This window comes from Novosphingobium silvae (genome assembly GCF_009856825.1).
GTDB classification, from domain to species: domain Bacteria; phylum Pseudomonadota; class Alphaproteobacteria; order Sphingomonadales; family Sphingomonadaceae; genus Novosphingobium; species Novosphingobium silvae.
Genome location: NZ_WVTD01000003.1, coordinates 46,742 through 70,242, shown reverse-complemented (window position 1 = coordinate 70,242; position 23,501 = coordinate 46,742). Strand labels below are relative to the sequence as shown.

The 23,501-nt window shown below is 66.5% G+C and carries 17 protein-coding genes; 14 read left to right on the top strand and 3 right to left on the bottom strand.

All coding sequences use genetic code 11. The features are described from left to right. Positions 1 to 20: 20 nt before the first annotated feature. Positions 21 to 1,805, bottom strand: coding sequence for an ABC-F family ATP-binding cassette domain-containing protein (locus tag GR702_RS05285; RefSeq protein ID WP_160984932.1), 1,785 nt, complete (start codon positions 1,803 to 1,805; stop codon positions 21 to 23). Between GR702_RS05285 and GR702_RS05280 the strand changes: the two genes are divergently transcribed. From GR702_RS05280 to GR702_RS05265, 4 genes are all read left to right on the top strand, one after another. After that, positions 1,804 to 2,244: a PepSY domain-containing protein gene (locus tag GR702_RS05280; protein WP_337192528.1), complete on the top strand. Its 441-nt coding sequence runs from the start codon at positions 1,804 to 1,806 to the stop codon at positions 2,242 to 2,244. The genes GR702_RS05285 and GR702_RS05280 overlap by 2 nt on opposite strands. Positions 2,245 to 2,346: 102 nt before the next feature. Further along, a complete protein-coding gene (locus GR702_RS05275) occupies positions 2,347 to 3,024 on the top strand; it encodes a response regulator transcription factor (protein ID WP_160984930.1) in 678 nt (225 codons plus the stop codon). A gap of 70 nt (positions 3,025 to 3,094) precedes the next feature. Further along, on the top strand, positions 3,095 to 4,411 hold the full coding sequence (locus tag GR702_RS05270; RefSeq protein WP_202408092.1) for a sensor histidine kinase: 1,317 nt from the start codon (positions 3,095 to 3,097) through the stop codon (positions 4,409 to 4,411). Between the two features lie 104 nt (positions 4,412 to 4,515). Beyond that, positions 4,516 to 4,719, top strand: coding sequence for a hypothetical protein (locus GR702_RS05265; protein ID WP_160984929.1), 204 nt, complete (start codon positions 4,516 to 4,518; stop codon positions 4,717 to 4,719). A 180-nt stretch (positions 4,720 to 4,899) separates the two neighbouring features. On the opposite strand, the gene GR702_RS05260 is transcribed toward GR702_RS05265, so the two are convergent. Beyond that, positions 4,900 to 5,229: a chorismate mutase gene (locus GR702_RS05260; RefSeq protein WP_160984928.1), complete on the bottom strand. Its 330-nt coding sequence runs from the start codon at positions 5,227 to 5,229 to the stop codon at positions 4,900 to 4,902. Between the two features lie 107 nt (positions 5,230 to 5,336). Between GR702_RS05260 and GR702_RS05255 the strand changes: the two genes are divergently transcribed. Together GR702_RS05255 and GR702_RS05250 are read left to right on the top strand one after the other, a co-directional pair. After that, positions 5,337 to 6,353, top strand: a complete 1,017-nt coding sequence (locus GR702_RS05255; RefSeq protein WP_160984927.1) for a polyprenyl synthetase family protein — start codon at positions 5,337 to 5,339, stop codon at positions 6,351 to 6,353. 91 nt (positions 6,354 to 6,444) lie between these two features. Further along, positions 6,445 to 7,209 carry an energy transducer TonB gene (locus GR702_RS05250; RefSeq protein WP_202408076.1) on the top strand — a complete coding sequence of 255 codons (765 nt, stop codon included), beginning with the start codon at positions 6,445 to 6,447 and terminating at the stop codon, positions 7,207 to 7,209. Positions 7,210 to 7,212: 3 nt separating this feature from the next. Here the strand turns inward: GR702_RS05250 and GR702_RS05245 are convergent, their stop codons facing one another. Continuing rightward, complete coding sequence (locus tag GR702_RS05245) at positions 7,213 to 9,138, bottom strand: putative bifunctional diguanylate cyclase/phosphodiesterase (protein WP_202408075.1); 1,926 nt, start codon at positions 9,136 to 9,138, stop codon at positions 7,213 to 7,215. A gap of 201 nt (positions 9,139 to 9,339) precedes the next feature. Between GR702_RS05245 and hrpB the strand changes: the two genes are divergently transcribed. The 8 genes from hrpB to addA all read left to right on the top strand — a co-directional run bounded on the left by hrpB (position 9,340) and on the right by addA (position 23,434). Further along, positions 9,340 to 11,787: an ATP-dependent helicase HrpB gene (gene hrpB / locus GR702_RS05240; protein WP_160984926.1), complete on the top strand. Its 2,448-nt coding sequence runs from the start codon at positions 9,340 to 9,342 to the stop codon at positions 11,785 to 11,787. A gap of 54 nt (positions 11,788 to 11,841) precedes the next feature. Beyond that, entirely contained in the window at positions 11,842 to 12,120 is a 279-nt protein-coding gene (locus tag GR702_RS05235) for an ETC complex I subunit (protein WP_160984925.1), read from the top strand. 277 nt (positions 12,121 to 12,397) lie between these two features. Then, positions 12,398 to 14,758, top strand: a complete 2,361-nt coding sequence (locus GR702_RS05230; protein ID WP_160984924.1) for a sensor histidine kinase — start codon at positions 12,398 to 12,400, stop codon at positions 14,756 to 14,758. Then, on the top strand, positions 14,755 to 15,198 hold the full coding sequence (gene tsaE, locus GR702_RS05225) for a tRNA (adenosine(37)-N6)-threonylcarbamoyltransferase complex ATPase subunit type 1 TsaE (RefSeq protein ID WP_160984923.1): 444 nt from the start codon (positions 14,755 to 14,757) through the stop codon (positions 15,196 to 15,198). The genes GR702_RS05230 and tsaE overlap by 4 nt, the downstream gene beginning before the upstream one ends. Before the next feature lie 23 nt (positions 15,199 to 15,221). Beyond that, positions 15,222 to 16,205, top strand: a complete 984-nt coding sequence (locus tag GR702_RS05220) for an aminoglycoside phosphotransferase family protein (protein WP_160984922.1) — start codon at positions 15,222 to 15,224, stop codon at positions 16,203 to 16,205. Continuing rightward, positions 16,202 to 16,927, top strand: coding sequence for a nucleotidyltransferase family protein (locus GR702_RS05215; protein WP_160984921.1), 726 nt, complete (start codon positions 16,202 to 16,204; stop codon positions 16,925 to 16,927). The genes GR702_RS05220 and GR702_RS05215 overlap by 4 nt, the downstream gene beginning before the upstream one ends. Beyond that, positions 16,920 to 19,928, top strand: a complete 3,009-nt coding sequence (addB, locus tag GR702_RS05210) for a double-strand break repair protein AddB (RefSeq protein ID WP_160984920.1) — start codon at positions 16,920 to 16,922, stop codon at positions 19,926 to 19,928. Before GR702_RS05215 ends, addB begins: the two co-directional genes overlap by 8 nt. Continuing rightward, the gene (addA, locus tag GR702_RS05205; RefSeq protein WP_160984919.1) at positions 19,925 to 23,434 is read left to right on the top strand and encodes a double-strand break repair helicase AddA; all 3,510 of its coding nucleotides are present in this window, start codon (positions 19,925 to 19,927) and stop codon (positions 23,432 to 23,434) included. Before addB ends, addA begins: the two co-directional genes overlap by 4 nt. Positions 23,435 to 23,501 lie beyond the last annotated feature (67 nt).

Genomic DNA, 23,501 nt, shown 5'->3' with positions numbered 1-23,501 from the left:
GCTTGGCAAGCCCGCGGGCGTTAGCCTTCCACTTGCTCCGCGAGCTCGAGCCAGCGTTCCTCAGCGACCTCCTTCTCCGATCTAGCCTTGGCGATGGCATCGGTCAGGGCGGCGAACTTCTTCGGGTCGCGCGTGTAGAGCGCGGGGTCGGCCATGGCTTCCTCGTCACGGGCGATGGCCGCTTCCAGTTCCTCGATGCGCTTGGGGAGCAGTTCGTAGTCACGCTGGTCCTTGTACGAGAGCTTCCCCTTCCTGGAGGGCATCGGCGGAGGCGGCGGCGCGCCTTCTGCCTTGGCCTTCTTCGCCGAGGACGCGGTGCGCTCCCGCCGCTTGGCTTCCCAGTCGGCATAGCCGCCTGCGATCACGTCGATATGGCCCGACCCGTCGAGACCGAGCGTGACGTTCACCGTGCGATCAAGGAAGTCGCGGTCATGGCTGACGATCAGGACAGTGCCGTCGTAATCGGCGATGACCTCCTGCAGGAGATCGAGCGTCTCCAGGTCGAGGTCGTTGGTCGGCTCGTCCAGGACCAGCAGGTTCGATGTGCGCGCGAACTCCCGCGCCAGCAACAGGCGCGAACGCTCGCCTCCCGAAAGCGTGCCGATCTTTGCCTCGACCATGCCGGGGTCGAAGAGAAAGTCCTTGAGATAGCCCTGCACGTGCTTGCGCACTCCGCGAACGTCGATCCAGTCGCCGCCCTCGGCGATGACGTCGCGAATGCGTTTTTCCGGGCTCATCAGGCTGCGCTGCTGGTCGATGACCGTGGCATTCAGCGTGTTTGCCAGTGTCACCGAGCCCTCGTCGGGCTGGATCTCGCCGGTCAGGAGCTTGAGCAGCGTGGATTTTCCCGAGCCGTTCGCGCCGACTACGCCGATCCTGTCGCCGCGTTGGATGCGCAGGCTGAAGTCCTTGATGACGGCCCGCTCGCCGAACCGCTTGGTGATCTTGTCCGCGACGATGACGGACTTGGTCTTGCTGTCGTCCGCTTGCACCGCCAGCTTGGCGGCCCCCTGCGGTCCCATCATTGCAGCGCGCTGAGCCCGCATTTCCCACAGCTTGGCAAGGCGTCCCTGGTTGCGCTTGCGCCGGGCGGTGACGCCGCGCTCGAGCCAGTGCGCCTCGATCTTAAGCTTGGCGTCTAGCTTCTGCGCCGCGCGCTCCTCCTCGGCGTAGACCTCGTTCTCCCAGGCCTCATAGCCGCCAAAGCCGATGTCCCGGCGCCGGATGCTGCCACGGTCCAGCCAGAGCGTGGCGTTGGTCAGCCGCGTGAGGAACGTGCGGTCGTGGCTGATGACCACGAACGCCCCGTTGTAGCGCTGGAGCCAGCTTTCCAGCCAATCGATCGCCGCAAGGTCGAGGTGGTTGGTGGGCTCGTCGAGCAGCAGCAGGTCGGGCTCGGAGGCGAGGGCGCGGCATAGCGCCGCGCGCCGACGCTCACCGCCGGAGGCGCTGGCAGCTTCGCGGGACAGGTCGATGCCGAGTTGGTCGGCGATGGCCTCCACCTCGTGGCGGGGCGGCGCGTCGGGCTCGTGGATCGCGAAGTCGAGCAGGGTGTCGAAGCCGGTGAAGAAGGGATCCTGCTCCAGCGTCACGACGCGCGTGCCCGGCTGGACCGAGCGGGTGCCCTTGTCGGCATCCCCCGTCCCGGCAATAAGCTTCAGCAGCGTCGTCTTGCCCGCGCCGTTGCGTCCGATCAGCGCGAGGCGATCGCGCGGGCCGATGTTGATGTCGAGGTTCTGGAAGAGCCAGCCGTTGCCCTGGACGAGGCCGAGGCCTTCCCAGCTGAGGATCGGTGCGAGTGCCATGCCGAGGGCACTACAGCCGTGCAGCGGCTATGGGAAGGCGCTCGGCAAATCCTTTCAGCCACCTTCCGCACACATTCAGGACTTGTTCAATGCGTGGGAATTAGGCACCGAAGCCGTGATGAAACGGTTTCCTCCTCCTTTTGCCGCACTGGCCGTCCTTTCTGTACTGGCAGGCGGCCTCCTTTCCATGCCTGAAGCCGCGCGGGCGGATGCCGGCGGCGAGCAGGGGGAAGTGCGCAAGGAGCGCCGCGCAGGCAACGTCCGCCCACTGCGCGAGATAGAACGGCAGGTCATTCCACGCATGAACGGCATGCAGTACCTGGGTCCGGAATACGACCCAGCGGCAATGGCTTACCGCCTCAAGTTCATACAGAATGGCAAAGTCCACTTCGTGGACGTGGATGCGCGCACCGGCAGGATCATCGGCCAAAGCCGGTAAGGTCCACCTGCCGCGATGATGGGAACCTCGGGGGTTTCCATTGCTTGACCGCTTCAGCCATTCGCCCCATTTCAGCTTGGTTCATAGAGGGAGGACCACAAATTGCGCATCCTGATCGTCGAGGATGAGCCCACCTTGGGCAACCAGCTCAAGACCACGCTGGAGCAGAACGGTTATGCCGTCGACCTTTCCGCAGATGGCGAGGACGGGCACTTCCTCGGTTCTACCGAAGACTACGACGCCGTGATCCTCGATCTTGGCCTGCCTGAGATCGACGGGCTGACTGTCCTTGGCATGTGGCGCCGCGAAGGCCGCACTTTCCCGGTTCTCGTCCTTACCGCACGTGACAGCTGGTCCGACAAGGTCGCTGGCCTCGATGCCGGCGCCGACGACTATCTCGCGAAGCCGTTCCAGACCGAGGAGCTGATCGCACGCCTTCGGGCCCTGATCCGTCGCGCCTCGGGGAATACCTCCAGCGAATTGACCGCCGGGCCGGTGCGCCTCGACACGCGCTCGGGCCGCGTCACTCTGGCCGGAGAGCCTGTCAAACTGACGGCGCAGGAATACAAGCTGCTGTCCTACCTCATGCACCACAAGGGCAAGGTGGTCAGCCGTACCGAACTGATCGAGCACATCTACGATCAGGATTTCGACCGCGATTCGAACACGATCGAGGTCTTCGTGACGCGCATCCGTAAGAAGCTGGGCGCAGACGTCATCACCACGACCCGCGGCCTTGGCTACAGTCTCGACGACCCCGCAGAACCCGGCCGCGGCTGAGGCCGGCCTGGCCGGCGCGGGCACGCCGCACAGCGGGCGGCCGGCCTCGACCGGCTCGCTCGCGCGGCGCATGATGCTGATCGCGGCGGGGTGGGTATCGTTCCTCCTCCTCGCGGGCGGGCTTGCTCTCGACCATACGGTCACGGGCATCGTCACGCGCAACTTCGACGAGCAGCTGGGCTACATGCTGACCGGCATGATCGGCTCGGCGGAGATCGGCCCCGACGGCGAGGTCTTCTTCATCCGCCCGCTCGGCGACCAGCGCTTCCTTGAACCCAATTCCGGACTTTACTGGCAGATACGTGCCAAGGGACATGAGGATTTCCCCTCACGTTCGCTGTGGGATCGCAGCCTTGTCGTGCCGGAAGGTCATTTCGACACGCACCCTCACGTCTATGACAGCGATCAGTTCCCCGGCGAACCGCTGCGCGTGCTGGAGCGCTCGATCATCCTGCCGGGGAGTGACACTCAGTGGATGTTCACCGTCGCGGCAAGCCGGCGGGACCTGAACGAACAGATCAAGATGATTCGTTCCATCCTGGTCTACAGCTTCGTCGCTCTGGGCTTCGGCCTTATGCTGATGGCGGGGATGCAGACCTGGTACGGCCTGTTCCCCCTTCGCCATGTGCGCCGGGCGATCCAGAAGCTGCGCGCGACCGGCGCGAGCCGCGTCACCGATCCGCTTCCGCGCGAGGTCGAGCCGCTGGTGGACGAGCTCAACGCACTGCTCGCTCATACCGAGCGGCAGGCGGAAGAGGCGCGCACTCACGCGGGCAATCTGGCGCACGCGCTCAAGACTCCGCTAACCGTGGTGATGAATGCGGCCACTGCCAAGGCGCCCGATCTTGCCGACACCGTAATCCGGGAAGCTGCGGTCATGCGCCGGCAGGTGGACCACCACCTTGCCCGGGCGCGGGCGGTAGGCAGGCGCGCCGTAGGGCAGTCCCGGGCCGATGTGTGGCCGAGCCTGGAAGCGGTTCTGCGCGCGGTGGAGCGGCTCTACGATCAGGCGCGCTTCGATCTTGACGGCAACCATGACGTGGTCGTCGCCATGGAGAAGCAGGACCTCGAGGAGTTACTCGGCAACCTTATCGAGAACGCTGCCAAGTATGGCGGCGGCAGCGTGTTCGTGACGGTGGATGCCACGCCAAACGAGCGGTTCTGCGAGATCTGGATCGAGGACGACGGTGTTGGCATCCCGGAAGCTGAGCGCGTGCGCATCTTCGATCGCGGGGCGCGGCTCGATACCGGCAAACCGGGCACCGGCCTTGGTCTCGCCATCGTCCGCGATGTCGTGGAGATCTATGGCGGCACGGTGGAGCTTGCCGAGAGCGAGGATCTTGGCGGCCTTCTGGTCAAGCTGCGGTTGCCGCGCATCGCGGCGTGAGGCAGGATGGGCCGAAACCATTTCGGGGGTAACCGTTTGCAGGACGGTTGCCCATCGCGGCGGCCCCCGTCAATTGACGCGCATCGCTTTTGCAGGAGTTTTCAATGTCCACGCCCATCAACGTCCCTCTGACTTCGGACGAGATCGAAATGCTGGTCGACGCGCTCGAGGTAGACCTTGAAGGCTATCTCGAATCGGCCAAGGAAGCGCGCGGCAACGGCAACCGCGAAGATGTCACCACCTTCACCGAGGCAGCGACCCGTATTCAGACCCTGATGGGCCGCCTTCAAGGTTTCGTGGAAGAGTGAGCCGGATAGGGGCAGCGCCGGGCGTTGCCCCTTCCTGACCGCCTCGCTGCAGGCGGCCGCCTCCGCCCGCGTCTCGAGACAAGCAGCGGAAAAGGCGAACGGTTAGGCAATCGCTCGCCGTCAGCCACGTGATCCGGGCCGAACTTTCCGGATCGGCTCGATGCCAGGCAAGCCTGAACGTCAGCCTGCGCTTTTCGCCCGCTCGTGGTGGCGGATGACCTCGTCGATGATGAAGCGGATGAACTTCTCGCCGAAGTCGGGATCGAGGTGCGCGTCTTCCGCAAGCGCCCGTAGCCGCGCGATCTGCCGTTCCTCCCGGCCTGGGTCCGACGCGGGAAGAGCGGTCTTCGCCTTGTATTCGCCAACCGCCTTGGTGATCCGAAAGCGCTCGGCCAGCATGTGGATCAGGGCGGCATCTATATTGTCGATGCTGGCCCGGAAAGCGGCGAGAACGGGATCGGCGGCCGGGGTATCCGGCGCGGTGGCGGGGTTGGGCGTGGCCTGGGTCATAAGGGCGCCGCTAGCACGGTGGGCGCGCCTCTGCCAGTCGGCTCGATCTACCGCTTGGTGGCAAATGCACTTGCGTTGCGAGCAGCTTGCCCCCAAAGCCCGGGGCGATGAGTGCAGATGTCGTCGCCCTGCGGTCGCGCAGGCCCCAGCCTTCCCTTGCTCCCATGCTGGCGCTCACGGCCGCCGGCATGAACAGCGTCAACGCCGTCATTCTTGACCGGATGCAAAGCGAAATTCCGCTCATTCCGTCGTTGGCCGGGCACCTGATATCGGGCGGGGGCAAGCGGATGCGGCCGATGCTCATGGTCGCTGCGGCAGAGCTGTGCGGCTACCAGGGCGCGCGCCACCACAAGCTCGCCGCCGCGGTCGAGTTTCTCCACACAGCAACTCTCCTTCACGATGACGTGGTCGACGGCTCCGACATGCGCCGGGGCAAGGCCGCTGCCAATATCGTCTTCGGCAATCCCGCGACGGTGCTGGTGGGGGACTTCCTGTTCACCCGCGCTTTCGAGCTGATGGTGGAAGACGGCAGCCTGAAGGTCCTCAAGGTCTTCTCCAAGGCCAGTTCCATCATCGCTGAAGGCGAAGTGGACCAGCTGACCGCGCAACGCAGGATCGAGACGAGCGAGGAGCATTACCTCCAGATCATCGGCTCCAAGACTGCCGCGCTGTTCGCCGCCGCTACCCGCATTCCCGCCATCGTCGCCGAGAAGAGCGAGGCGGAAGAGCAGGCGCTCGACGCCTATGGTCGCAATCTGGGAATTGCGTTCCAGCTCGTCGACGATGCGATCGACTACGATTCGGAAAGTAGCGAATCGGGCAAGGACAAGGGCGACGACTTCCGCGAGGGCAAGATGACCCTGCCGGTCATACTTGCCTACGCCCGTGGCAATGCCGAGGAACGCAAGTTCTGGGAGGAGGCGATCGCCGGATTCCGAACCGAGGACGAGGATCTCGCCCATGCGGTCGACCTGATCAATCGCCACGGCTGCGTCGAAGCCACTCGCGAACGGGCCCGGCTCTATGCCCAGCGCGCGATCGATGCCATCGCCGGCTTCCCTGCGGGAGAAGCCCGCTCTGCCATGGCAGAAGCCGTCGAATTCGCGGTCGCCCGCCGGTATTGACCGCCTGCATGCGCGGCCGCTTGCGTTTGCGACAGTCTGAAACATTGCCGTAATTGCGGCGCGAGCCCGGCTCGACTAATGAAGCGCCGCCATGCCCTCCGACGCCGATCGGGCAGTCACGGGCTACCAGCCCGGCTCGCCCCGCCAACGCCTGATTTCCACGCTGCTTGCGGCAGGCATCGTCGTGCTGGCGCTGCTGATCGCGATCTACCAGACCACGGTCGCTCCCGAGCTCCGGAAGAAGGCCAGCAATCCGGTCACTTTCGACATTCCCGGAGCCGATGCGGACAGCGGCCGGAAGGCGGCGGAAAAGGCTCCCCGTAGTGAGAAGCGAGAGGACGAGCAGCCTCCACAGGAGGAGGTCCGGGTTGAAGCACCGGTGCCTCCTGTCGAGGTCCCGACCCCTGCGGAAAAGCCTGCTTTCTCGTTCCTCAAGGTGTCCCGCGCTGACATGGCGGCGGCGGACATCGGTGCCATGAAGCGCGCGGGCAGCGGCGCTGCCGCACCGGGCGGAGGAAGCAGCGGTTCCACCTACGGCCCGGGGGAGGGACCCGGCGGCGCAGTGCTCTACAACGCGGACTGGTTCAAGGAGCCCACGGACGCGCAGCTTGGCGGCTACCTTCCGGCGAACGTCCCGCCACGCGGCTGGGGCATGATCGCTTGCCAGACGATCGACCATTACCGCGTCGAGAACTGCCAGATCCTCGGAGAATCGCCGCGCGGCTCCGGCTTCGGGCGCGCGGTGCTCAATGCCGCCTGGCAGTTCCAGGTGCTGCCACCACGCATCAACGGCAAGCCACAGGTCGGCGAGTGGGTGCGCATCCGCATAGACTACGGTGCACGCGGCGCGGGTTGAGGGCTAACGAGCCGTACTCACCTGAAGCGGTTTCGCTTCCGACAGCCCACGCAGCACGTCCTCGATCGCTTTCGGGCGCGATATGAAGAAGCCTTGGGCAAGCGAGAAGCCCGCCAGCCTTGCGCTGACAAGCTGGTTCTCGGTCTCGATGCCTTCGATGACGCATTCCAGCGAGAGCGAGCGGGCAAGGTGCCGGATTGCCGTGATGAGCCTGCGCCCGGCGGCCTCGTCAAGCCGGCGGGAGAAGCTGCGGTCGATCTTCACCATGTCGAGAGGCAACTGATGGAGTGACGAGAGGCTGGAGTAGCCTGTGCCGAAATCGTCCAACGCAATGCGGATGCCGATTTCGCGCAGGCGTTCCAGGGCCGCGCTGGCCTTGTCCATCTCGGCTATCAGGGAGGATTCGGTGATTTCGATCAGCAAGCGCCGGGGATCGCACCCGGATTCGGCGACGCGCGCCAGCACGGCATCGATCGTTCCGGGATTGCCGATGTCGTTGCCAGAGAGGTTGAAGGAGACGCGCAGCGGAGCGGGCAGGCGGGCCAGACCGGTCAGCGCCTTGTCGAACAGGGTCATCGTGACTTCGCGGGCGCGGCCCAGGCGCTCGGAAGAGGCGATGAGGTCTTCTGGTGCGATCTCGCCCAGACGAGGCGAGTGCCACCGGGCGAGGCACTCCACGCCGATCAACTCCAGATCCTCCGTCGCCACGATGGGCTGGAAGACCAGGGAAAGCTCTTCCTCGAGGTCTGCTCCCTGCAAGGCCGCATCGATCGCCTGCTCGGTGCGGATGAGCCGCTCCAGCTTTTCGGAGAACAGCACGCACTGGCCGCGCTTGTGGTTCTTCGCATGGTAGAGGGCGAAGTCCGCGCGGTCGAACAGGAGGTCGGCACTCGAAGCGGTCTCGGGGTAGACAGCCAGCCCTGCCGAACAACCGACAGACACCAGCGCCTCGCCGATGCGGGCGGGCTCGCGGATGGCCTTGCACAGTTCGTTGGCGACATGTTCCGCCTTCTGGGCACCGCCCATCACGATCAGCCCGAACTCGTCCCCGCCGAGCCGCGCCACGATCGTGTCATCGGGGCATTGCCCCATCATGCGTCCGCCCAGAACCTGCAGCAGCCGGTCTCCATGAGCGTGGCCGTGAGTGTCGTTGACGGGCTTGAAGCGGTCGAGGTCGATAAGACCGACAGTGAAGGTGTCTCCTTCGCCCGAGCGCTGGAGCAGGTTTTCGAGAGTGGCGAAGAAGAAGCGGCGGTTGGGCATCCCCGTGAGCGCATCGGTCTGCGCGAGGCGCGCGTTTTCCTCGCCCAGCACCTGGGCCTGCCGGCGCTCGATATGAAGATCGCGCTGCGATGCCTCCAGCTCTACGAAAGCCCTATAGGAATCCCGTAGGATATTCAGGATCACCATGGCGACGAGCACGATGTTGCAGGCAATGGCGATCAGGACCTCGGTGCCGATCCAGACCGAATAGGCCAGGAACGTGCCGAGTACGATGACGCTGACCGCCAGCGCCGCGAGCGGCAGGAAGCTGAGGCAGAACACGCAGCCGAGCAACGTCACGGAGACGAAAACGGCGACATGGCCACGCTCGTACGGCCCTCCGTACTGGTCCAGCCAGAGCGCCCACGCAACGAAAGCGGGAGCCATGAGCACGGCAACGATGACCGTGCGAGACATGCTTCGCCTCGCCTTCTCGGGGTCGAGTTCGGCGGGATTGACCGGCCGCATCCACGTCAGCATGCGGATCATGCATGCCGTGATCAGGATCGCCGGGAAAGTGTAGACCAGTCCTGTGGGCGCGACCGCGCGATGGGTGAACGCAAGAACGGCGGCATTGATGGAAAGCAGCCCGTACATTGGCGGTATGTGCGCGCGCAGCCGCAGATACTGCGCGATGCTGAGGGGGTATTGGCCGGCTCGATGCATTATGAAAGCATTCTGCGTATTGTTGACGAAACAGCGCGGAGTGGGTGTCATATTGATGACAAGTCTTTAGGAAGAGTGGATGCCCGGGACAGTTTGATCCGTTCCGAACATGAACAGACTGTAATTACAGCCGAACCGGTGCGATGGACTCGTGCCTGACGGCGCTTTCCTTGGCCCGGCTAGCGCTCTAGGCAGGAAGTGATGCTTCCGATCCATGCTGCTCTGCCTGAACTGCTCCATGCGCTCCGCAAAACGACCGGTGCTGTGCTCATCGCTCCGCCCGGCGCTGGCAAGACGACCGTCGTCGCGCCCGCCCTGCTGGACCAGTCCTGGTGCACCGGGACCGTGGTGCTGCTCAGCCCGCGCCGGGTTGCGGCCCGTGCCGCCGCTGAACGCATGGCCGAGCAGCTTGGCGAGCCTGCCGGTGAGACTATCGGCTACGTCACCCGCCTCGACGTGAAGCGGTCCGCCCGCACGCGGGTGCTGGTGATGACCGAGGCGATCTTCGTTTCCACAATCCTGTCGGATCCCGAACTGGCGGGCATCTCGGCCGTCCTGTTCGACGAAGCCCACGAGCGCCATCTCGACAGCGACCTGGCTCTTGCGCTCGCAATCGAGAGCAGGGCGGTGGTGCGAGAGGATCTGCGCATACTGGTGATGTCCGCCACGATCGACGGAACACGCTTCGCTCGCCTGCTGGGAGACGCCGCGCCGGTGATAGAGAGCGCGGGCAAGGCGTGGCCGCTGGAACTGCGCTGGCTCGGGCACGCCCCGGATCGCCGGATCGAGGATGCCGCCACCTCGGCAGTGCTCACCGCTTGGCGGGACACCGAGGGCGACGTCCTCGCCTTCCTTCCCGGCGTGCGCGAGATCGAGAGGGTGAGTGAAGGGCTGGCACAGAAGCTTCCCTCCGCACTCGTCCTCCCGCTGCACGGCCAATGCGAACCTTCCGCACAGCGAGCCGCGATCCGACGCGATCCCGACGGACGTCGCAGGATCGTGCTGGCGACAGCCATTGCCGAAACTTCCCTGACGCTCGACGGCGTTTCGGTGGTCGTTGATGCAGGCCTGTCCCGGCGCGCGGAGTTCGACAAGGCTGCCGGGGTCACCCGGCTCGTCACTCACCGTGCGAGCCGGGCTTCCGCCGCGCAGCGCGCCGGCCGCGCGGCGCGGCAGGGGCCCGGTATCGCCTACCGCCTCTGGGAAGAGGCCGCACATGCCGGCCGCCCCGAGTTCGACCCGCCAGAGATGCTGACTAGCGATCTTGCGCCCCTGACATTGACGCTGGCGCAGTGGGGTGCGGGCGACCCGGCAGCTATGGCATGGCTCGACCCGCCCCCGCTCGTTGCTCTGGAAGCGGCGCGAAAAGGCCTTGCTGGGCTGGGCGCTCTCGACCCGCAGGGACGCATAACTCCGTTCGGCCGCAAGGTCGCGAGCCTGCCGATGGATCCGGCGCAGGCGGCGATGATCCTGCGGGGCGCGCAGCTTGGGGCGGGCCAAGGGGCCGCGCGGCTTGCGCTGCTGTTGCAAGAACGCGGCCTTGGAGGGCGCAGCGAGGATCTGGTGCAGCGCCTGGCGCGGTGGAATGCCGATCGCTCGCCCCGCGCCGAGGCTTCGCGCAAGCTGGCCTCGGGCTGGGCACGGCGGGCGCAGGCCTTGGCCGAGAATGCGGTGGGCAGCGATGACGTGCCGCCGGGCATCCTGCTGGCGCTCGGGCGACCGGACATGCTGGCGCGCCGACGGGATAGCTCGGGCGAGAACTGGCTCAGTGCGGGAGGACGGGGCTATGTTCTCGACCCGGTATCCCCGCTTGCCACGCGCGAGTGGATGGTGATCGGCGATGCTCAGGGGCAGGCTCGCGGCGCCCGCATTCTCTCGGGCATTTCGCTGGAACCACAGGAGGTTGAGGCATGGCTCTCCGATATGGTCGAGCGTCGAGCCGTGCTGCGGTGGAATGAGGACGAGGGGCGGGTCGAGGCGCGGCTCGAACGACGGCTGGGGGCGATAACGCTCGCCAGCGGTCCTGATCCGGCGCCCGATCCGGAGGCCATCCGCGCTTTCCTGCTCGAGCGTATCCGCACTCGGGGCCTTGCGCAGATGCCTATGGGCAAGGGTAGCGAGGCGCTTCTGCGCCGTGCCCGCTACGCCGGCATCGCCGCCCTATCCGAGGAGTCCCTGCTCGCCGACCTGGAAGAGTGGCTGGGGCCTTTGCTCGGGCGCCGTCTCGACGGCATTGATAGCGGCGCAGTGCACCAGGCGCTGAGGAATCGTCTCGACTGGGAAGCGCAGCAGGCACTCGAACGACTGGCTCCGGCGGAGTTTCGCAGTCCGGCAGGCAGCACCCATGCCATCGACTACGAGGACGAGGGAGGCCCATCCGTCGAGGTCAGGGTGCAGGCGCTGTTCGGGTTGGACCGGCATCCCGGTTTCGGTCAGCCGCAGCGGCCGCTTCTTCTCAAGCTCACTTCTCCTGCGGGGCGTCCAATACAGACTACGCGCGATCTGCCCGGCTTCTGGCGCGGATCGTGGCGAGACGTTCAACGCGAAATGAAGGGGCGCTATCCCCGGCATCGCTGGCCTGACGAGCCCTGGAACGAGGACCCGAGCCTCAAGACCCGCAACGCGTTCGAGCGTGGCAGGAATGCGTGATCCGGCTGATTGCGTCTTGATTTTTGAGCTGATTCGAGGGCAAGGCATTCGCCCATGAGCGCACGCATCTATCAACGCCCGAAGAACGCCATGCAGTCCGGCAAGGCGCTGCTTGACCAATGGGTTCTGGAGTTTGTCCCGGCCGAGGCGAAGAAGGCTGACCCGCTGATGGGTTGGTCCGGCTCTGGCGACACGCAGCAGCAGGTCGTTCTGCGCTTCCCGACGAGCGAAGATGCGAAGGCCTATGCCGAGCGGTACGGGATCGAGGCGGAAGTTCATTCCACTCCTCCGCGCCGGCTCAAGATTCAGGCCTACGCCGACAACTTCCGTTAATCGCTCTACCTGCCTGCCGGTCTACCGGGCATGGGCAGGTGACCTGTGGCGGATGCCCCTCCATCACAGGCGGTCCGGCGCGTACTGGCGGCGTAAGCGGTCCTTTTCGAGGCGCGATAGCGGGCGACAAAGAAGGCTCATGCCGCGCTGTGATGTCGCGAGCCGGGCAGCGGAAGGTAACCTCTTCGCCGGGAAAGCTTGCGCGGGCGCGCGTATCTACCAGTTTCGCGCCATCCCCCATTGTCAGCGCAAGTCCTGCACAGCATAGCTGCGCACGATGGAATTATCGCGCTTCCTGCCGCTTCTGATCGGACTGCTGCTTGGCATATGGACCATGGCCGCGGCTTGGGCCGTGCTGGCGGCGCGCGCGCGGCAGAAGCGGGCTGAGGGGCAGCTGCGCTCAGCCCGCCGCCTGGGCAAGATGGTCGAGGAATCGCCAGCATTGCCGTTGCTCGTGCGGACCGACGGCCGGATCGAGGCGAGCCCTCGACTGGCGCAATGGCTGGGGCTTGAGGGGATGCCGCAGTTCCTGTCCGAGCTCGATGGAAACGGCCGGGGCCTGCCTGCGGACAAGCTCGCGGAACTGACCGAGGCGGTACGTCGCTGCCAGAAGACGGCGGCACCGTTCCGGATGGTGGCGACGCCGCATGGGTCGAGCCGCAGTCTGGCGCTGCGCGGGCACCTCGCCGATCCGCAGGTCTCGCCCGGCGGAGCGGCCATGGTCTGGATCTTCGATTTCAGCGACAGCGAAACGGAACTTTCGCGCCTGCGAGACGAAGCGGCGCGGGCGCGTGGCGATTTCCATGCTCTGGTATCGCTGATCGAAGCCGCGCCGATGCCGATGTGGTTCCGTCGCCCTTACGGCGAGCTGCAACTCGTCAATCATGCCTACGTCGCGGCGGTTGGCGCCGACAGCGCCGAAGCGGTGGTCGCCAAAGGCACGGAGCTGATCGAATCGGTGGAAGGTCTGTCGCCCGGGCATGTGGCGCGTCAGGCGATGGAAAAGGGCGTTCCGATCGAGCGTATCGTCTCCACCACGATCGGCGGGCAGCGCCGCGCGCTGAGGGTCAGCGACCTCCCGCTCGGCGAAGATGGCGTCGCCGGTTATGCAGTCGACATCGAAGACCTTGAGGAGATGTCGCGCTCCTTCCGCGCCTTCCGCGAAGCACAGCGCGCCATGCTCGACCAGCTCTCCGCCGGTGTTGCGCAGTTCGACGCGAAGAAGCGGCTGACCTTCGCGAACCAGCCGTTCCAGCGCCTGTTCAAGCTCGACGCGCGTGTCCTGCAGGACCCTCCGGCGTTCGAACGCCTGCTGGATGCCGCTCGCGATGCAGGGCGCGTCCCCGAAGCGCGGGACTTTCCGGCATGGCGGCGTGAAAAGGCGGCTTGGTTCGCGTCCGGCACCACGCAGGAAGAGGCCTGGGCTCTGGCGAACGGCACGCACCTTCGCATCGTTGCCCAGCCCGTGCCCGATGGCGGCCTGCTGCTGATTGCGGAAGACCGCACCGAGCAATTGCGCCTTTCGGCCGTGCGCGATACTCTCCTGCGCACCCGAACGGCGACATTCGACAGCCTGTTCGAATCGATCGCCGTGTTCGCGCCGGACGGCCGGATGCAAATATGGAACCGGCGCTTTGCAGCCGATTGGGGGCTCGAAAGCGATTTCCTCGATACGCACCCGCACATCGAAGCACTGCTCCGCAAGATCGCCGCGCGCCTGAAGCGCCCCGCGGAAGCGGAGACGGTGGGCAACGTGATGCGGGCGGCCACGCTCGACCGCTCCCAGAAAGGGGGGCGGATCGCGCTTGCGGATGGGCGAATGCTGGAGTTCGCGGGCGTTCCGCTCCCGGACGGCAACGGGCTTCTTGCAGTGCTCGACATCACGGATTCGCAGAAGGCGGAAGATGCGCTGCGGGAAAGCAACGCCGCACTGATCGAAGCGGATGCGATCAAGACCCGCTTCCTTGCCAACATGAGCAAGGAATTGCGCACGCCGCTGACATCCATCGGCGGCTTCGCTGAAATGCTGGACTTCGGCCTCGGCGGTGAACTCAGCGAGGCCGGGAAGGATTACGTCCGTTCCATCATTGATGCCTCGGCCAAGCTTGGCGAGCACATCGACAGCCTGCTCGACCTTTCGCAAAGCGAAGCCGGGCTGCTTCCCCTGAAGCTGGAGGAGCTCGATCCGATGCCTCTGGTGCGCAGTGTGGTGGAAGAGCGGGCAGGACGGCTCCAGAAGGCCGGATTGACACTCGATCTGCAGGCAAACGGGCTGATGCGCCCACTGGTGGCGGACCGGCGGCGTCTTGCGCGCGCAGTCGGCCACATCGTCGACAATGCCATTGCTGCATCGCCAAGGGGAAGCCGCATCCTCGTACGCCTGACGCGCCGCAAGTCGGCGAGCGGCGAGGGTGACGCCTTGCAGATACTCGTGCAGGACCAGGGCGCGGGGATGGACAGCCGCAGTCTGGCCCGCGCTCTCGACGGGATGAAAGTGAACGCCGACGGCAAGACGATGGACCGCCGACAAGGTCTGGGGCTGCCGCTAGCCCGCCAGTTGGTCGAAGCGCACGGCGGATATCTTCGCCTTGCATCGGAGCCGGGGAAAGGCACCAGCGCTGTGATCGAGCTGCCATGATCGCGCTGCCCGATCTCGCCGCAATGGACAGGCTTGGGCGTGACATCGCAGATGTGCTGCGGCCGGGCGACGTCGTCGCGCTCACCGGTGGACTCGGCGCGGGCAAGACCACGCTTGCCAGGGCCATCATTGCCGGGCTGGGCCACGAAGGCGAAGTGCCCTCTCCCAGCTTTTCCATCATCGAGCCTTACGATCCGCCGGGCGTTCGCATACCCCTTGTCCACGCCGACTTCTATCGGCTCGAGAGCCCTTCGGAAGCGCAGGAGATCGGTCTCGACGACTATCGCGAAGGTGCGGCGCTCATCGCCGAGTGGCCGGATCACGCAGGCGGCTTCGATCATGAGCCGGGCTGCCTCTCCATCGCGCTGGAAGTTGCGGAAGGAGGCAGGATCGCCATTGTCGAAGGCGGTGCCGATTGGTTAGGGCGGATTCCGAAATGACGCAAAACCAAGCCACAAATCCCATGACCCTGCCAGCCGGTCTGGAGCCGTTCCTTGCCGCCGCCGGGTGGGCGCACGCCGAGATCGAAGCGCTTGCCGGCGACGCATCGTTCCGCCGGTACTTCCGCCTGCGCAAGCCCGGCGGAGAGACGGCCATGCTTATGGACGCTCCGCCGCCCAATGAGGATCCGGGGCCGTTCCTGCGCGCTGCGCGCTGGCTTGACGAAAATGGCATGCGCGCTCCACGCATCCTGGCAGAGGATGGCGCCGCCGGTCTGGTCCTGCTGGAGGACTTCGGCGAGGCGCGCATGCGCGATTACCTCGACCAGTGGCCGGACGATGAAAGCGCCGTCTACGCAGCTGCGGTTGGCGAACTCGCCAGGTTGCACCAGCTGCCGCCCGGTCCCTTCCTCGACTATTCGCTGGGCGAGTACCTGCGCGAGGTGCGTCTCTTCATCGACTGGTACTGCCGGGCGCAGGACCTGCAGGTGGACGCCGACGGCTTCGCCCGCGCGTGGGAGCAGACGCTCGGCGATCTCCTGCCGCGCCAGCGACCGGGAGTGACCGTGCTGCGCGACTATCACGCCGAGAACATCATGCTGCTCGGCAGCCTGGAAAAGCAGGGACTGCTCGATTTCCAGGATGCGCTTGTCGGCCACCCTGCCTACGATCTGGTCTCGTTGCTGCAGGACGCTCGCCGCGATGTGACGCCCGAACTCGAGGCGGCGATGTTCGACCATTATGTGCAGCGTTCCGGGGCCGACCCCGACACATTGCTCGCAGACTATGCGCGGCTGGGGGCGCAGCGGAACACAAAGATCGTCGGCATCTTCGTGCGGCTGTGGCAGCGCGACGGGAAACCGCGCTACCTCGATCTCATCCCGCGTGTCTGGGCCCTTCTTGAGCGTGATCTCGCGCATCCGGCGCTGGCGCCCGTCGCGGTCTGGTTCGATGCCAACATTCCTGCGGCCCTTCGGGACGCCGACGGAGGCACGTTCCAGCGATGAGCGCGAAATCTCTGGCAAGCGATACCGCGATGATCCTGGCTGCGGGCCTTGGCAAGCGGATGCGTCCGCTCACCGCCACCCAGCCCAAGCCCCTCGTAAGGGTCGCGGGCAAGTCCATGATTGATCACGCGCTGGACAAGCTCGGCAGCGCAGGCGTGAGCCGCGCGGTGGTGAACGCGCACTACATGGCCGATGCGCTGGAAGGGCACCTCGAGCTGCGCAAGGTGGCGCCTCAGGTCGTGATCTCGGATGAGCGCGATCTGCTGCTCGAGACCGGCGGCGGGATGGTGAAAGCCGCGCCGTTGCTGCCCGATCCGTTCTTCTGCCTCAACAGCGACAATCTTTGGCTGGACGGGCCGTCCGACGTCTTCGCCGAGCTTTCGCAGGGTTGGGATCCCGAAAGGATGGACGCGCTTCTGCTGATGGTGCCGCATACCCGGGCGATGAACTACCGCGGGGAGGGGGACTTCCACCTCGACCCCGAAGGACGGGTCACGCGGCGACGACCAGGCCGGGTCGCGCCTTTCATCTTCACCGGCATCCAGCTCGTCTCCCATCGCCTTCTGCGGGACGCGCCGCAAGGCGCCTTCTCCACCAACGTACTGTGGAGCCGCGCCATCGAGGAGGGCCGTCTCTACGGCATCTCGCACATGGGCCTGTGGTTCGAAGTGGGTGAACCTTCCGCGATCAGGCCGACTGAGGAGTGGATGGCGCGTGCCTGAACGGGCGGGGCCCAGCGTCTACTCCATCGCTGCTCACCGCGGTTTCGCCGATGCGCTGGTGGCCGGACTTGTGCCGCGCTACTCCGAAGGCGAACTTGGCCTCGCGCGGCTGACCTTGCTTCTGCCGAGCCGCCGAACGGTGCGCACAGTGACGGAGGCTTTCGTCCGCCTTTCAGGCACCGGCATGTTGCTGCCGCGCATGACGGTCGTGGGCGATCTGGATCTGGACGAGACACTCGGGCCCTTGCTCGATCCGCTTGGCGCCGCGGATATACCACCTGCCGCCGATCCCATGCGTCGCTGGCTCAGGCTTGCCCATTATCTGCGCGAGGTGGAAGGGCCTGGCGCCGGTAAAGGGGCTGCCCTGCTCCGCCGTGCCTGGGAGATCGGGCAGACGATGGATCGCCTTATCGCCGAAGGCATCGCGCCGATCGATCTGCTCTCGGACCGGGTGATCGGCATCGTCGGCGAAATGGCCGGCCACTGGACCGACAACACCCGCACGTTCCTGATGGTGCAGCAGCACTGGATCGCGGAACTGGCCGGTCGAGGAGAGGTTGACGCGCCCGAGCGGCGCAACCGCCTGTTCGATCACGCAGCCCTGCGTTGGAGCGAGAACCCGCCTGCCAGTCCCGTCGTGGCTGCGGGCGTGACCGGCGCCTCGCCCGCCCTTGCGCGGCTGCTGCGGGTGGTCAGCGAGATGGAACGGGGCAGCGTTGTCCTGCCCGATCTCGATCTATCGCTCGCCGACGAGGTGTGGAACGAACTGGGCACGGCAGGCAAGCCGCTGCAGCACGACGATCCGCCGTTCGCACGTGGCGATGCGGTGACGCACCCGCAGTACCATCTCAAGCTCCTGCTCAATCGCATGGGCATTTCGCGCGCGGAAGTGCAGCCCTGGCATCGCTCGGGGCTGGCAGCCGCGCCGCCAGAGCGCAGCCGTGCGATCTCGAACCTGTTCCTGCCACCCCGTGCCTCCGCTTCTTGGGTAAGCCTTCCGGCGGAACACAGGCGGCTTGCGAACGTGCGGCTGATGGAAAGTGCGCATCCCGGAGAGGAGGCGCAGGCGATAGCCGTGCTCATCCGTCAGGCGCTGGAAACGCCCGAGCGGCGCGTGGCGCTGATGTCGCCCGACCGCGGACTGGCGGCCCGGGTCGTGGCGCACCTGAAGCGGTGGGGTATCGAGGCGGACGATACGGCCGGTCGCCCACTGCCGCAGACGGCAGCCGGCAGGCTCATGTTGCTGCTGGCCGAGGTCATGTCGGAGCAGGCGGCGCCGGTACCTCTCATCGCCCTCCTCGTGCATCCCTTGGCAGGCGGGGAATCGCGAGCGAGCTGGCTGGAGAATGCCCGCAAGCTTGATCTCGCTCTGCGCGGGCCCCGCCCGGGAGTGGGCCTGTCCACCTTGAGCGATGTGGCTGCGAAGGCGCACCTGGGCGAATGGTGGGTGCAGGTGGAGGCCATACTCGCCCCCGTGATGAACCTTGGCGATGCCGCGCCGCTGGAGGCGCAATTGGGGCTGCTGGCGGATGCGGCGGAAGCGCTTTGCGGCGAAACCTTGTGGAGCGGCCCGGATGGCCGGGCGCTGAGTGCTTTCGTCGAGGACCTTCGCGCCGCAGCCGGTGCGGCCGGGACCATGCTCGATCCGCGCGAGCTTCACGCCGTGCTGCGCGATGCGATGGACCGCGTGTCCGTTCGTCCGCCCTGGGGCGGCCACCCACGCGTTTCCATCTATGGTCTGCTGGAAGCCCGCATGAGCCGCGCGGACCTCGTCATCTGCGGCGGTCTCGTGGAGGGCGTCTGGCCGGCGAGCCCTGCACAGGATTCGCTGCTCCCTCCCGCCGTGCTGCGCGCGCTGGGCGTTCCCGGTGCCGACTTCCGCATCGGGCTCGCGGCGCACGACCTGGCCGCTGCGCTTGGCGCGCCCGAAGTCGTGCTGAGCTGGGCGCAGCGGGACGAGGGCGGTCCGGTCATCCCCTCGCGTTTCGTCCTTCGCGTCCGCGCCATGCTGGGCGACCAGCTTCCGCGCCATCTGGAGAAGAACGCGGGCATCGGAGCGGTCCGCCTGGCACGGCTCATCGACGATGCTGCGCCGCTGCCGCCCAGTCCCAGGCCCCAGCCGATGCCGACTGCCGAGCAGCGGCTCGTCGACCTGTCGGTCACCGGCCTCGACCGGCTGCGGGGAGATCCTTATCAGTTCTACGCAAGCGCCATTCTCGCGCTGCGCAGCATCGATGCGCTCGATGCCGAGCCGAGCGCTGCGTGGAAGGGCGATGTTGCGCACCTCATCATGCAGCGCTGGCACGAGGCGGGCGAGCCTGCAGGCGGCCTTCATGCCATCGCGCAGGAAGTGCTGGTCGAGAAGAACGCCCACCCGCTCATGCGCGCGCTCTGGTGGCCTCGGCTGGGTGCAGCTCTGAAGACGTTCGAGAGCATGGTGCTGGAGGCCAAGGCCCTTGGTCGAACGGTGCTGTCCGTGGAAGCGAAGGGTGACATGCTGCACCGGGGCGTTCGCATCCATGGCCGCGCAGACCGGCTCGACAGGCTGGCCGATGGCGGGCTTGCCGTGGTGGACTACAAGACCGGCCAGCCGCCTAGCGGAACCCGCGTGCAGGAAGGCTTCGCGTTGCAACTCGGGCTTGTGGGCCTGATCGCAGAGGCGGGCGGGTTCGAGGGCGTCCACGGTGCTGCCGAGGCGTTCGAATACTGGTCCATGGCCAAGGCAAAGGCGGGCGACATGGGCTACATGTTCGAACCCGTGCTTGAGGGAAAGAAGAAGTCGGGCATCCCTCGCGAGGATTTCCTGCCGGAGACACGGCGGTATCTCGATGATGCGCTGGACCGCTGGATCCTGGGCGCCGAGCCATTCACCGCGCGCCTCAATCCGGAACTCGGCAGCTATGCCGATTACGATCAACTGATGCGGCTCGACGAATGGATCACCTCGCTCGGCAGTTCCGAGGCTGCGCGAACCGCCCTGGACAACGAGGATCGGGCATGAGCGGGCCGGCCACCGTCCATCCCCTGCATGGCAACCAGATGCGTGCAGTCGATCCGCAGGAAACGGTCTGGCTGTCCGCCTCGGCGGGAACGGGCAAGACGCAGGTGCTTTCCTCGCGGGTGCTGCGGCTGCTGTTGCAGCCGGGCGTCGAGCCTTCGCAGGTCCTGTGCCTCACCTTCACCAAGGCCGGTGCGACCGAGATGGCGGCTCGCATCAACGGCACGCTGGCGGAATGGGTTCGTCTTAACGACGTCGATCTCGGCATGCGCCTTGCCGCTATCGGAGCCGATGGCACCGACGCCAACAAGGCGCGCGCGCGCACGCTGTTCGCGGCGGTGCTCGACAGCCCGGGGGGAGGGCTTCGGATAGACACGATCCACGCCTTCTCGCAGTGGCTGCTGGCGACTTTCCCTCAGGAAGCCGACCTCATCCCCGGAAGCCGCCCGACGGACGAGCGCGAGCGTGATCTGCTGGCGCGGCAGGTGCTGTCCGATCTGCTGGTCGATGCGGAAGGCGATCCGCTGGGCGATCCGGAACTGCTGCGCGCGGTGGAGCAACTGTCGCTGCGGCATGGGCCCGATGCGGTGCTGGAATTCCTCCTGCGCTGCGCCTCGGCGCGCAGCGCGTGGTTCGGTCCCGGTGGCTGGCAGGCCGGCGACATGCGGGCGAACGTGCTGCGCCTTCTTGGCCTGCCAGCCAATGCCGACAGGGAAGCGCTCGCCGCTCAGTGCGCCGACGCTGACTTCGATGTCGCCTCCCTGCGCCGCTGCATGGAGGTGAACCATCAATGGGGTACGAAGACCGGCCTCGCCGCGGTCGATACGATGAGCGAGTGGCTGCTGGGCGATGCCGCGCAAAGGCTTTCCAGCCTCGACACGCTGGCCAAGGCTTTCCTGACCGACAAGGGTGAGCCGCGGTCCAGCAAGTCGCAGGACAAGCTCGACCCGGACTATCCGGGCTACTGCTCGCGCGTTGTCGCCTGCATCGCCGCGATCCGCACCACCCGTGCGCTGCTCGATCTTGCCGACCGGCTCGTGCCGGCTCTACGCCTTGGCCGCGCCTTCGCGATCGCCTGGGACGAGGCCAAGCAGCGCGAGGGATTGATCGACTTCGACGACCAGATCCGGCGCGCGGCCGACCTGCTGGGAAACCGCGCGCAGGCCGACTGGATCCGCTACAAGCTCGACCGGCGCTTCGACCACATTCTCGTGGACGAAGCGCAGGATACCAACGCCGCGCAGTGGGACATCATCTTCGCCATGGCGGGCGAGTTCTGGGCGGGCCTTGGCCAGTACGATGACCGCCCCGGCGAATTGATGCGCACGCTGTTCGTGGTGGGCGACTACAAGCAGGCGATCTTCCGCTTCCAGGGCACGTCACCCGAGAACTTCCGCCGGGCAGCCGCCAGAGTTCGGCGCGAAATGGGCGAGGCTGCACAGAATGCGGGCATGCTGCGCAGCAATCTCGCTCCTCGCGAACTGCGGGAGTATGGCTTGGACCGCTCGTTCCGTACCGCGCAGCCTGTGCTTGATTTCGTGGACCGGGCGATCGCCGGGATCGGACATGCGAACTTCGGCCTCGACCGACCCGCCGAACCGCACCAGGGCCAGGACCGGAGCGGTTACGTCGCTCTCTGGCGCCAGGTAGGCGAGGGCGTCGACGAAGAAGCGGATGATGACGCGGGCGAAAGCGAGGACGGGACTGCGCCCAACTGGCTGTCGCGCCCCGATCGCCAGATGGCAGAACGCATCGCGCTGCAGGTGCGGGAATGGCTTGACGCTCAAGGGCCCGGCTTCACGCTGGTGAAGGGCGGCAGGCGACGCGCCGAGGCCGGCGACATCATGGTCCTGGTTCGCCAGCGCAAGGAACTGGCGGGGCTGATCGTTGCGCGGTTGCACGCCGCCGGCGTGCCGGTGGCGGGTGTGGATCGCCTGCGCCTCGGTGCGCCTCTCGCGGTCAAGGACCTCGTAGCCGCGCTTCGCTTCGCGGTGCAGCCGTTCGATGACCTCAATCTTGCCGCGCTGCTTGTCTCGCCGCTGGTGGGCTGGACGCAGGAGCAGTTGCTGGCCCATGCCTGGCGGCCGCCGCATACCCGCCTTTGGGATCACATGCGCCGCTCGCGCGAGCCGGAAGTTGCGGCCGCCATGGCCCAGCTTGGCGAACTTCTTGCCAAGGCGGACTACGATCCTCCGCAGGACCTGCTGCACTGGCTGCTTGTCGGACCATGGCAGGCGCGCCGCCGCCTTGTGGCTCGGCTCGGCACCGAAGCGAACGATCCGATCGACGAACTCGTCAACGCCGCTCGTGCCTATGCGGTGACCGGCACGCCAAGCCTTGCCGGCTTCCTGGCCTGGTTCGATGCGGGAGACGGCGAACTGAAGCGCGAGGCGGACAATGCTTCGGGGCTCGTCAGGGTCATGACCGTCCACGGCTCGAAAGGCCTGCAGGCGCCGATCGTCATCCTGGCCGATGCGACGAGCAATCCCGACAACGCGCGTGAACGCGGCATCGAGTTGACCGATCCGGCCAACGAGAGCCGGGCCGTCCCGCTGCCGCCGCTCTCGAAGGGGGAGAAGCAGGGCCGCATCGCCGAGCGGATCGAGGAGGCGCGCGCTGCCGATGAGCAGGAGCACTGGCGTCTGCTCTATGTCGCTATGACCCGCGCCGAGGAGGCGCTGTTCGTGGGCGGCGCCCTGAGTTCGCGCGATCACGGCGAGCCCAGTCCCAAGAGCTGGTATGCCCGCCTGCGTTCACTGTTCGAGCCTGAGGCGGAGATCCCCGATCCGATCTGGGGCGGGCGCTTCGAGGAGGGCGACAGGGCGGCCCCGGTCATGGCGGTGGCGGGGGCGCCCCAGCTTGACTTGCGCGATCCGCTGCCCACATGGCTTGCCCGCACGGCGCCTGCCGAGCCGCGCCCGCCGCGCCCGCTGGCGCCATCTTCCCTCGGCGAGGAAGATGCGCCCGATCCACCGTTCCCACCAGGCGCAGGCACGGACGCAGCGCGCCGCGGTACTCTCGTCCACAAGCTGTTGGAGCGCCTGCCCGACGTGGAGACGGACCGGCGCGGCAAGGCGGGAGCGGCATGGTTGGAACGGCACGCGGCCGATCTCCCGTTTTCTGAGCGCAATGCCCTGCTCGAAAGCGCGCTTGCAGTGCTTGCCAACCCGGAGTGGGCGGACCTGTTCACGCCCACCAGCCTTGCCGAAGTGCCTGTCGCCGCCGTTGTCGGCGGACAGGTGGTGGCTGGAACGATCGACCGCTTGGTGGTGGAGCCCAGCCGCGTGCGCCTGATCGACTACAAAAGCGCACGGCGGCCGCCTGCTTCCATCGATGCGGTTCCTGCAGCCGTGCTGCGCCAGATGGGAGCCTACGCCGCCGCGCTGGAAGCCACATTCCCCGGCCGTTCGGTGGAAGTGGCGCTGCTCTATACCGCTGTCCCGCGCCTGATCGAAGTGCCGGGCGAGGTTCTGGCGCTTCACAAGCCGCGCTTGACGGCGGGTGAGTAAAGCTTTGCCTCGTTGGCGTTGCGTCCCGCTGTTTCGTTCCTAGATTGCAGACCAACTCGTATTCCGG

Bases quoted from the DNA above. Each gene is read 5' to 3' on its own strand.
- GR702_RS05280 (WP_337192528.1), top strand. From the start codon at position 1,804: ATGCCGAGGGCACTACAGCCGTGCAGCGGCTATGGGAAGGCGCTCGGC.
- GR702_RS05285 (WP_160984932.1), bottom strand. From the start codon at position 1,805: ATGGCACTCGCACCGATCCTCAGCTGGGAAGGCCTCGGCCTCGTCCAG.
- GR702_RS05270 (WP_202408092.1), top strand. From the start codon at position 3,095: ATGATGCTGATCGCGGCGGGGTGGGTATCGTTCCTCCTCCTCGCGGGC.
- GR702_RS05265 (WP_160984929.1), top strand. From the start codon at position 4,516: ATGTCCACGCCCATCAACGTCCCTCTGACTTCGGACGAGATCGAAATG.
- GR702_RS05260 (WP_160984928.1), bottom strand. From the start codon at position 5,229: ATGACCCAGGCCACGCCCAACCCCGCCACCGCGCCGGATACCCCGGCC.
- GR702_RS05255 (WP_160984927.1), top strand. From the start codon at position 5,337: ATGAGTGCAGATGTCGTCGCCCTGCGGTCGCGCAGGCCCCAGCCTTCC.
- GR702_RS05250 (WP_202408076.1), top strand. From the start codon at position 6,445: ATGCCCTCCGACGCCGATCGGGCAGTCACGGGCTACCAGCCCGGCTCG.
- GR702_RS05245 (WP_202408075.1), bottom strand. From the start codon at position 9,138: ATGCATCGAGCCGGCCAATACCCCCTCAGCATCGCGCAGTATCTGCGG.
- hrpB (WP_160984926.1), top strand. From the start codon at position 9,340: ATGCTTCCGATCCATGCTGCTCTGCCTGAACTGCTCCATGCGCTCCGC.
- GR702_RS05235 (WP_160984925.1), top strand. From the start codon at position 11,842: ATGAGCGCACGCATCTATCAACGCCCGAAGAACGCCATGCAGTCCGGC.
- GR702_RS05230 (WP_160984924.1), top strand. From the start codon at position 12,398: ATGGAATTATCGCGCTTCCTGCCGCTTCTGATCGGACTGCTGCTTGGC.
- tsaE (WP_160984923.1), top strand. From the start codon at position 14,755: ATGATCGCGCTGCCCGATCTCGCCGCAATGGACAGGCTTGGGCGTGAC.
- GR702_RS05220 (WP_160984922.1), top strand. From the start codon at position 15,222: ATGACCCTGCCAGCCGGTCTGGAGCCGTTCCTTGCCGCCGCCGGGTGG.
- GR702_RS05215 (WP_160984921.1), top strand. From the start codon at position 16,202: ATGAGCGCGAAATCTCTGGCAAGCGATACCGCGATGATCCTGGCTGCG.
- addA (WP_160984919.1), top strand. From the start codon at position 19,925: ATGAGCGGGCCGGCCACCGTCCATCCCCTGCATGGCAACCAGATGCGT.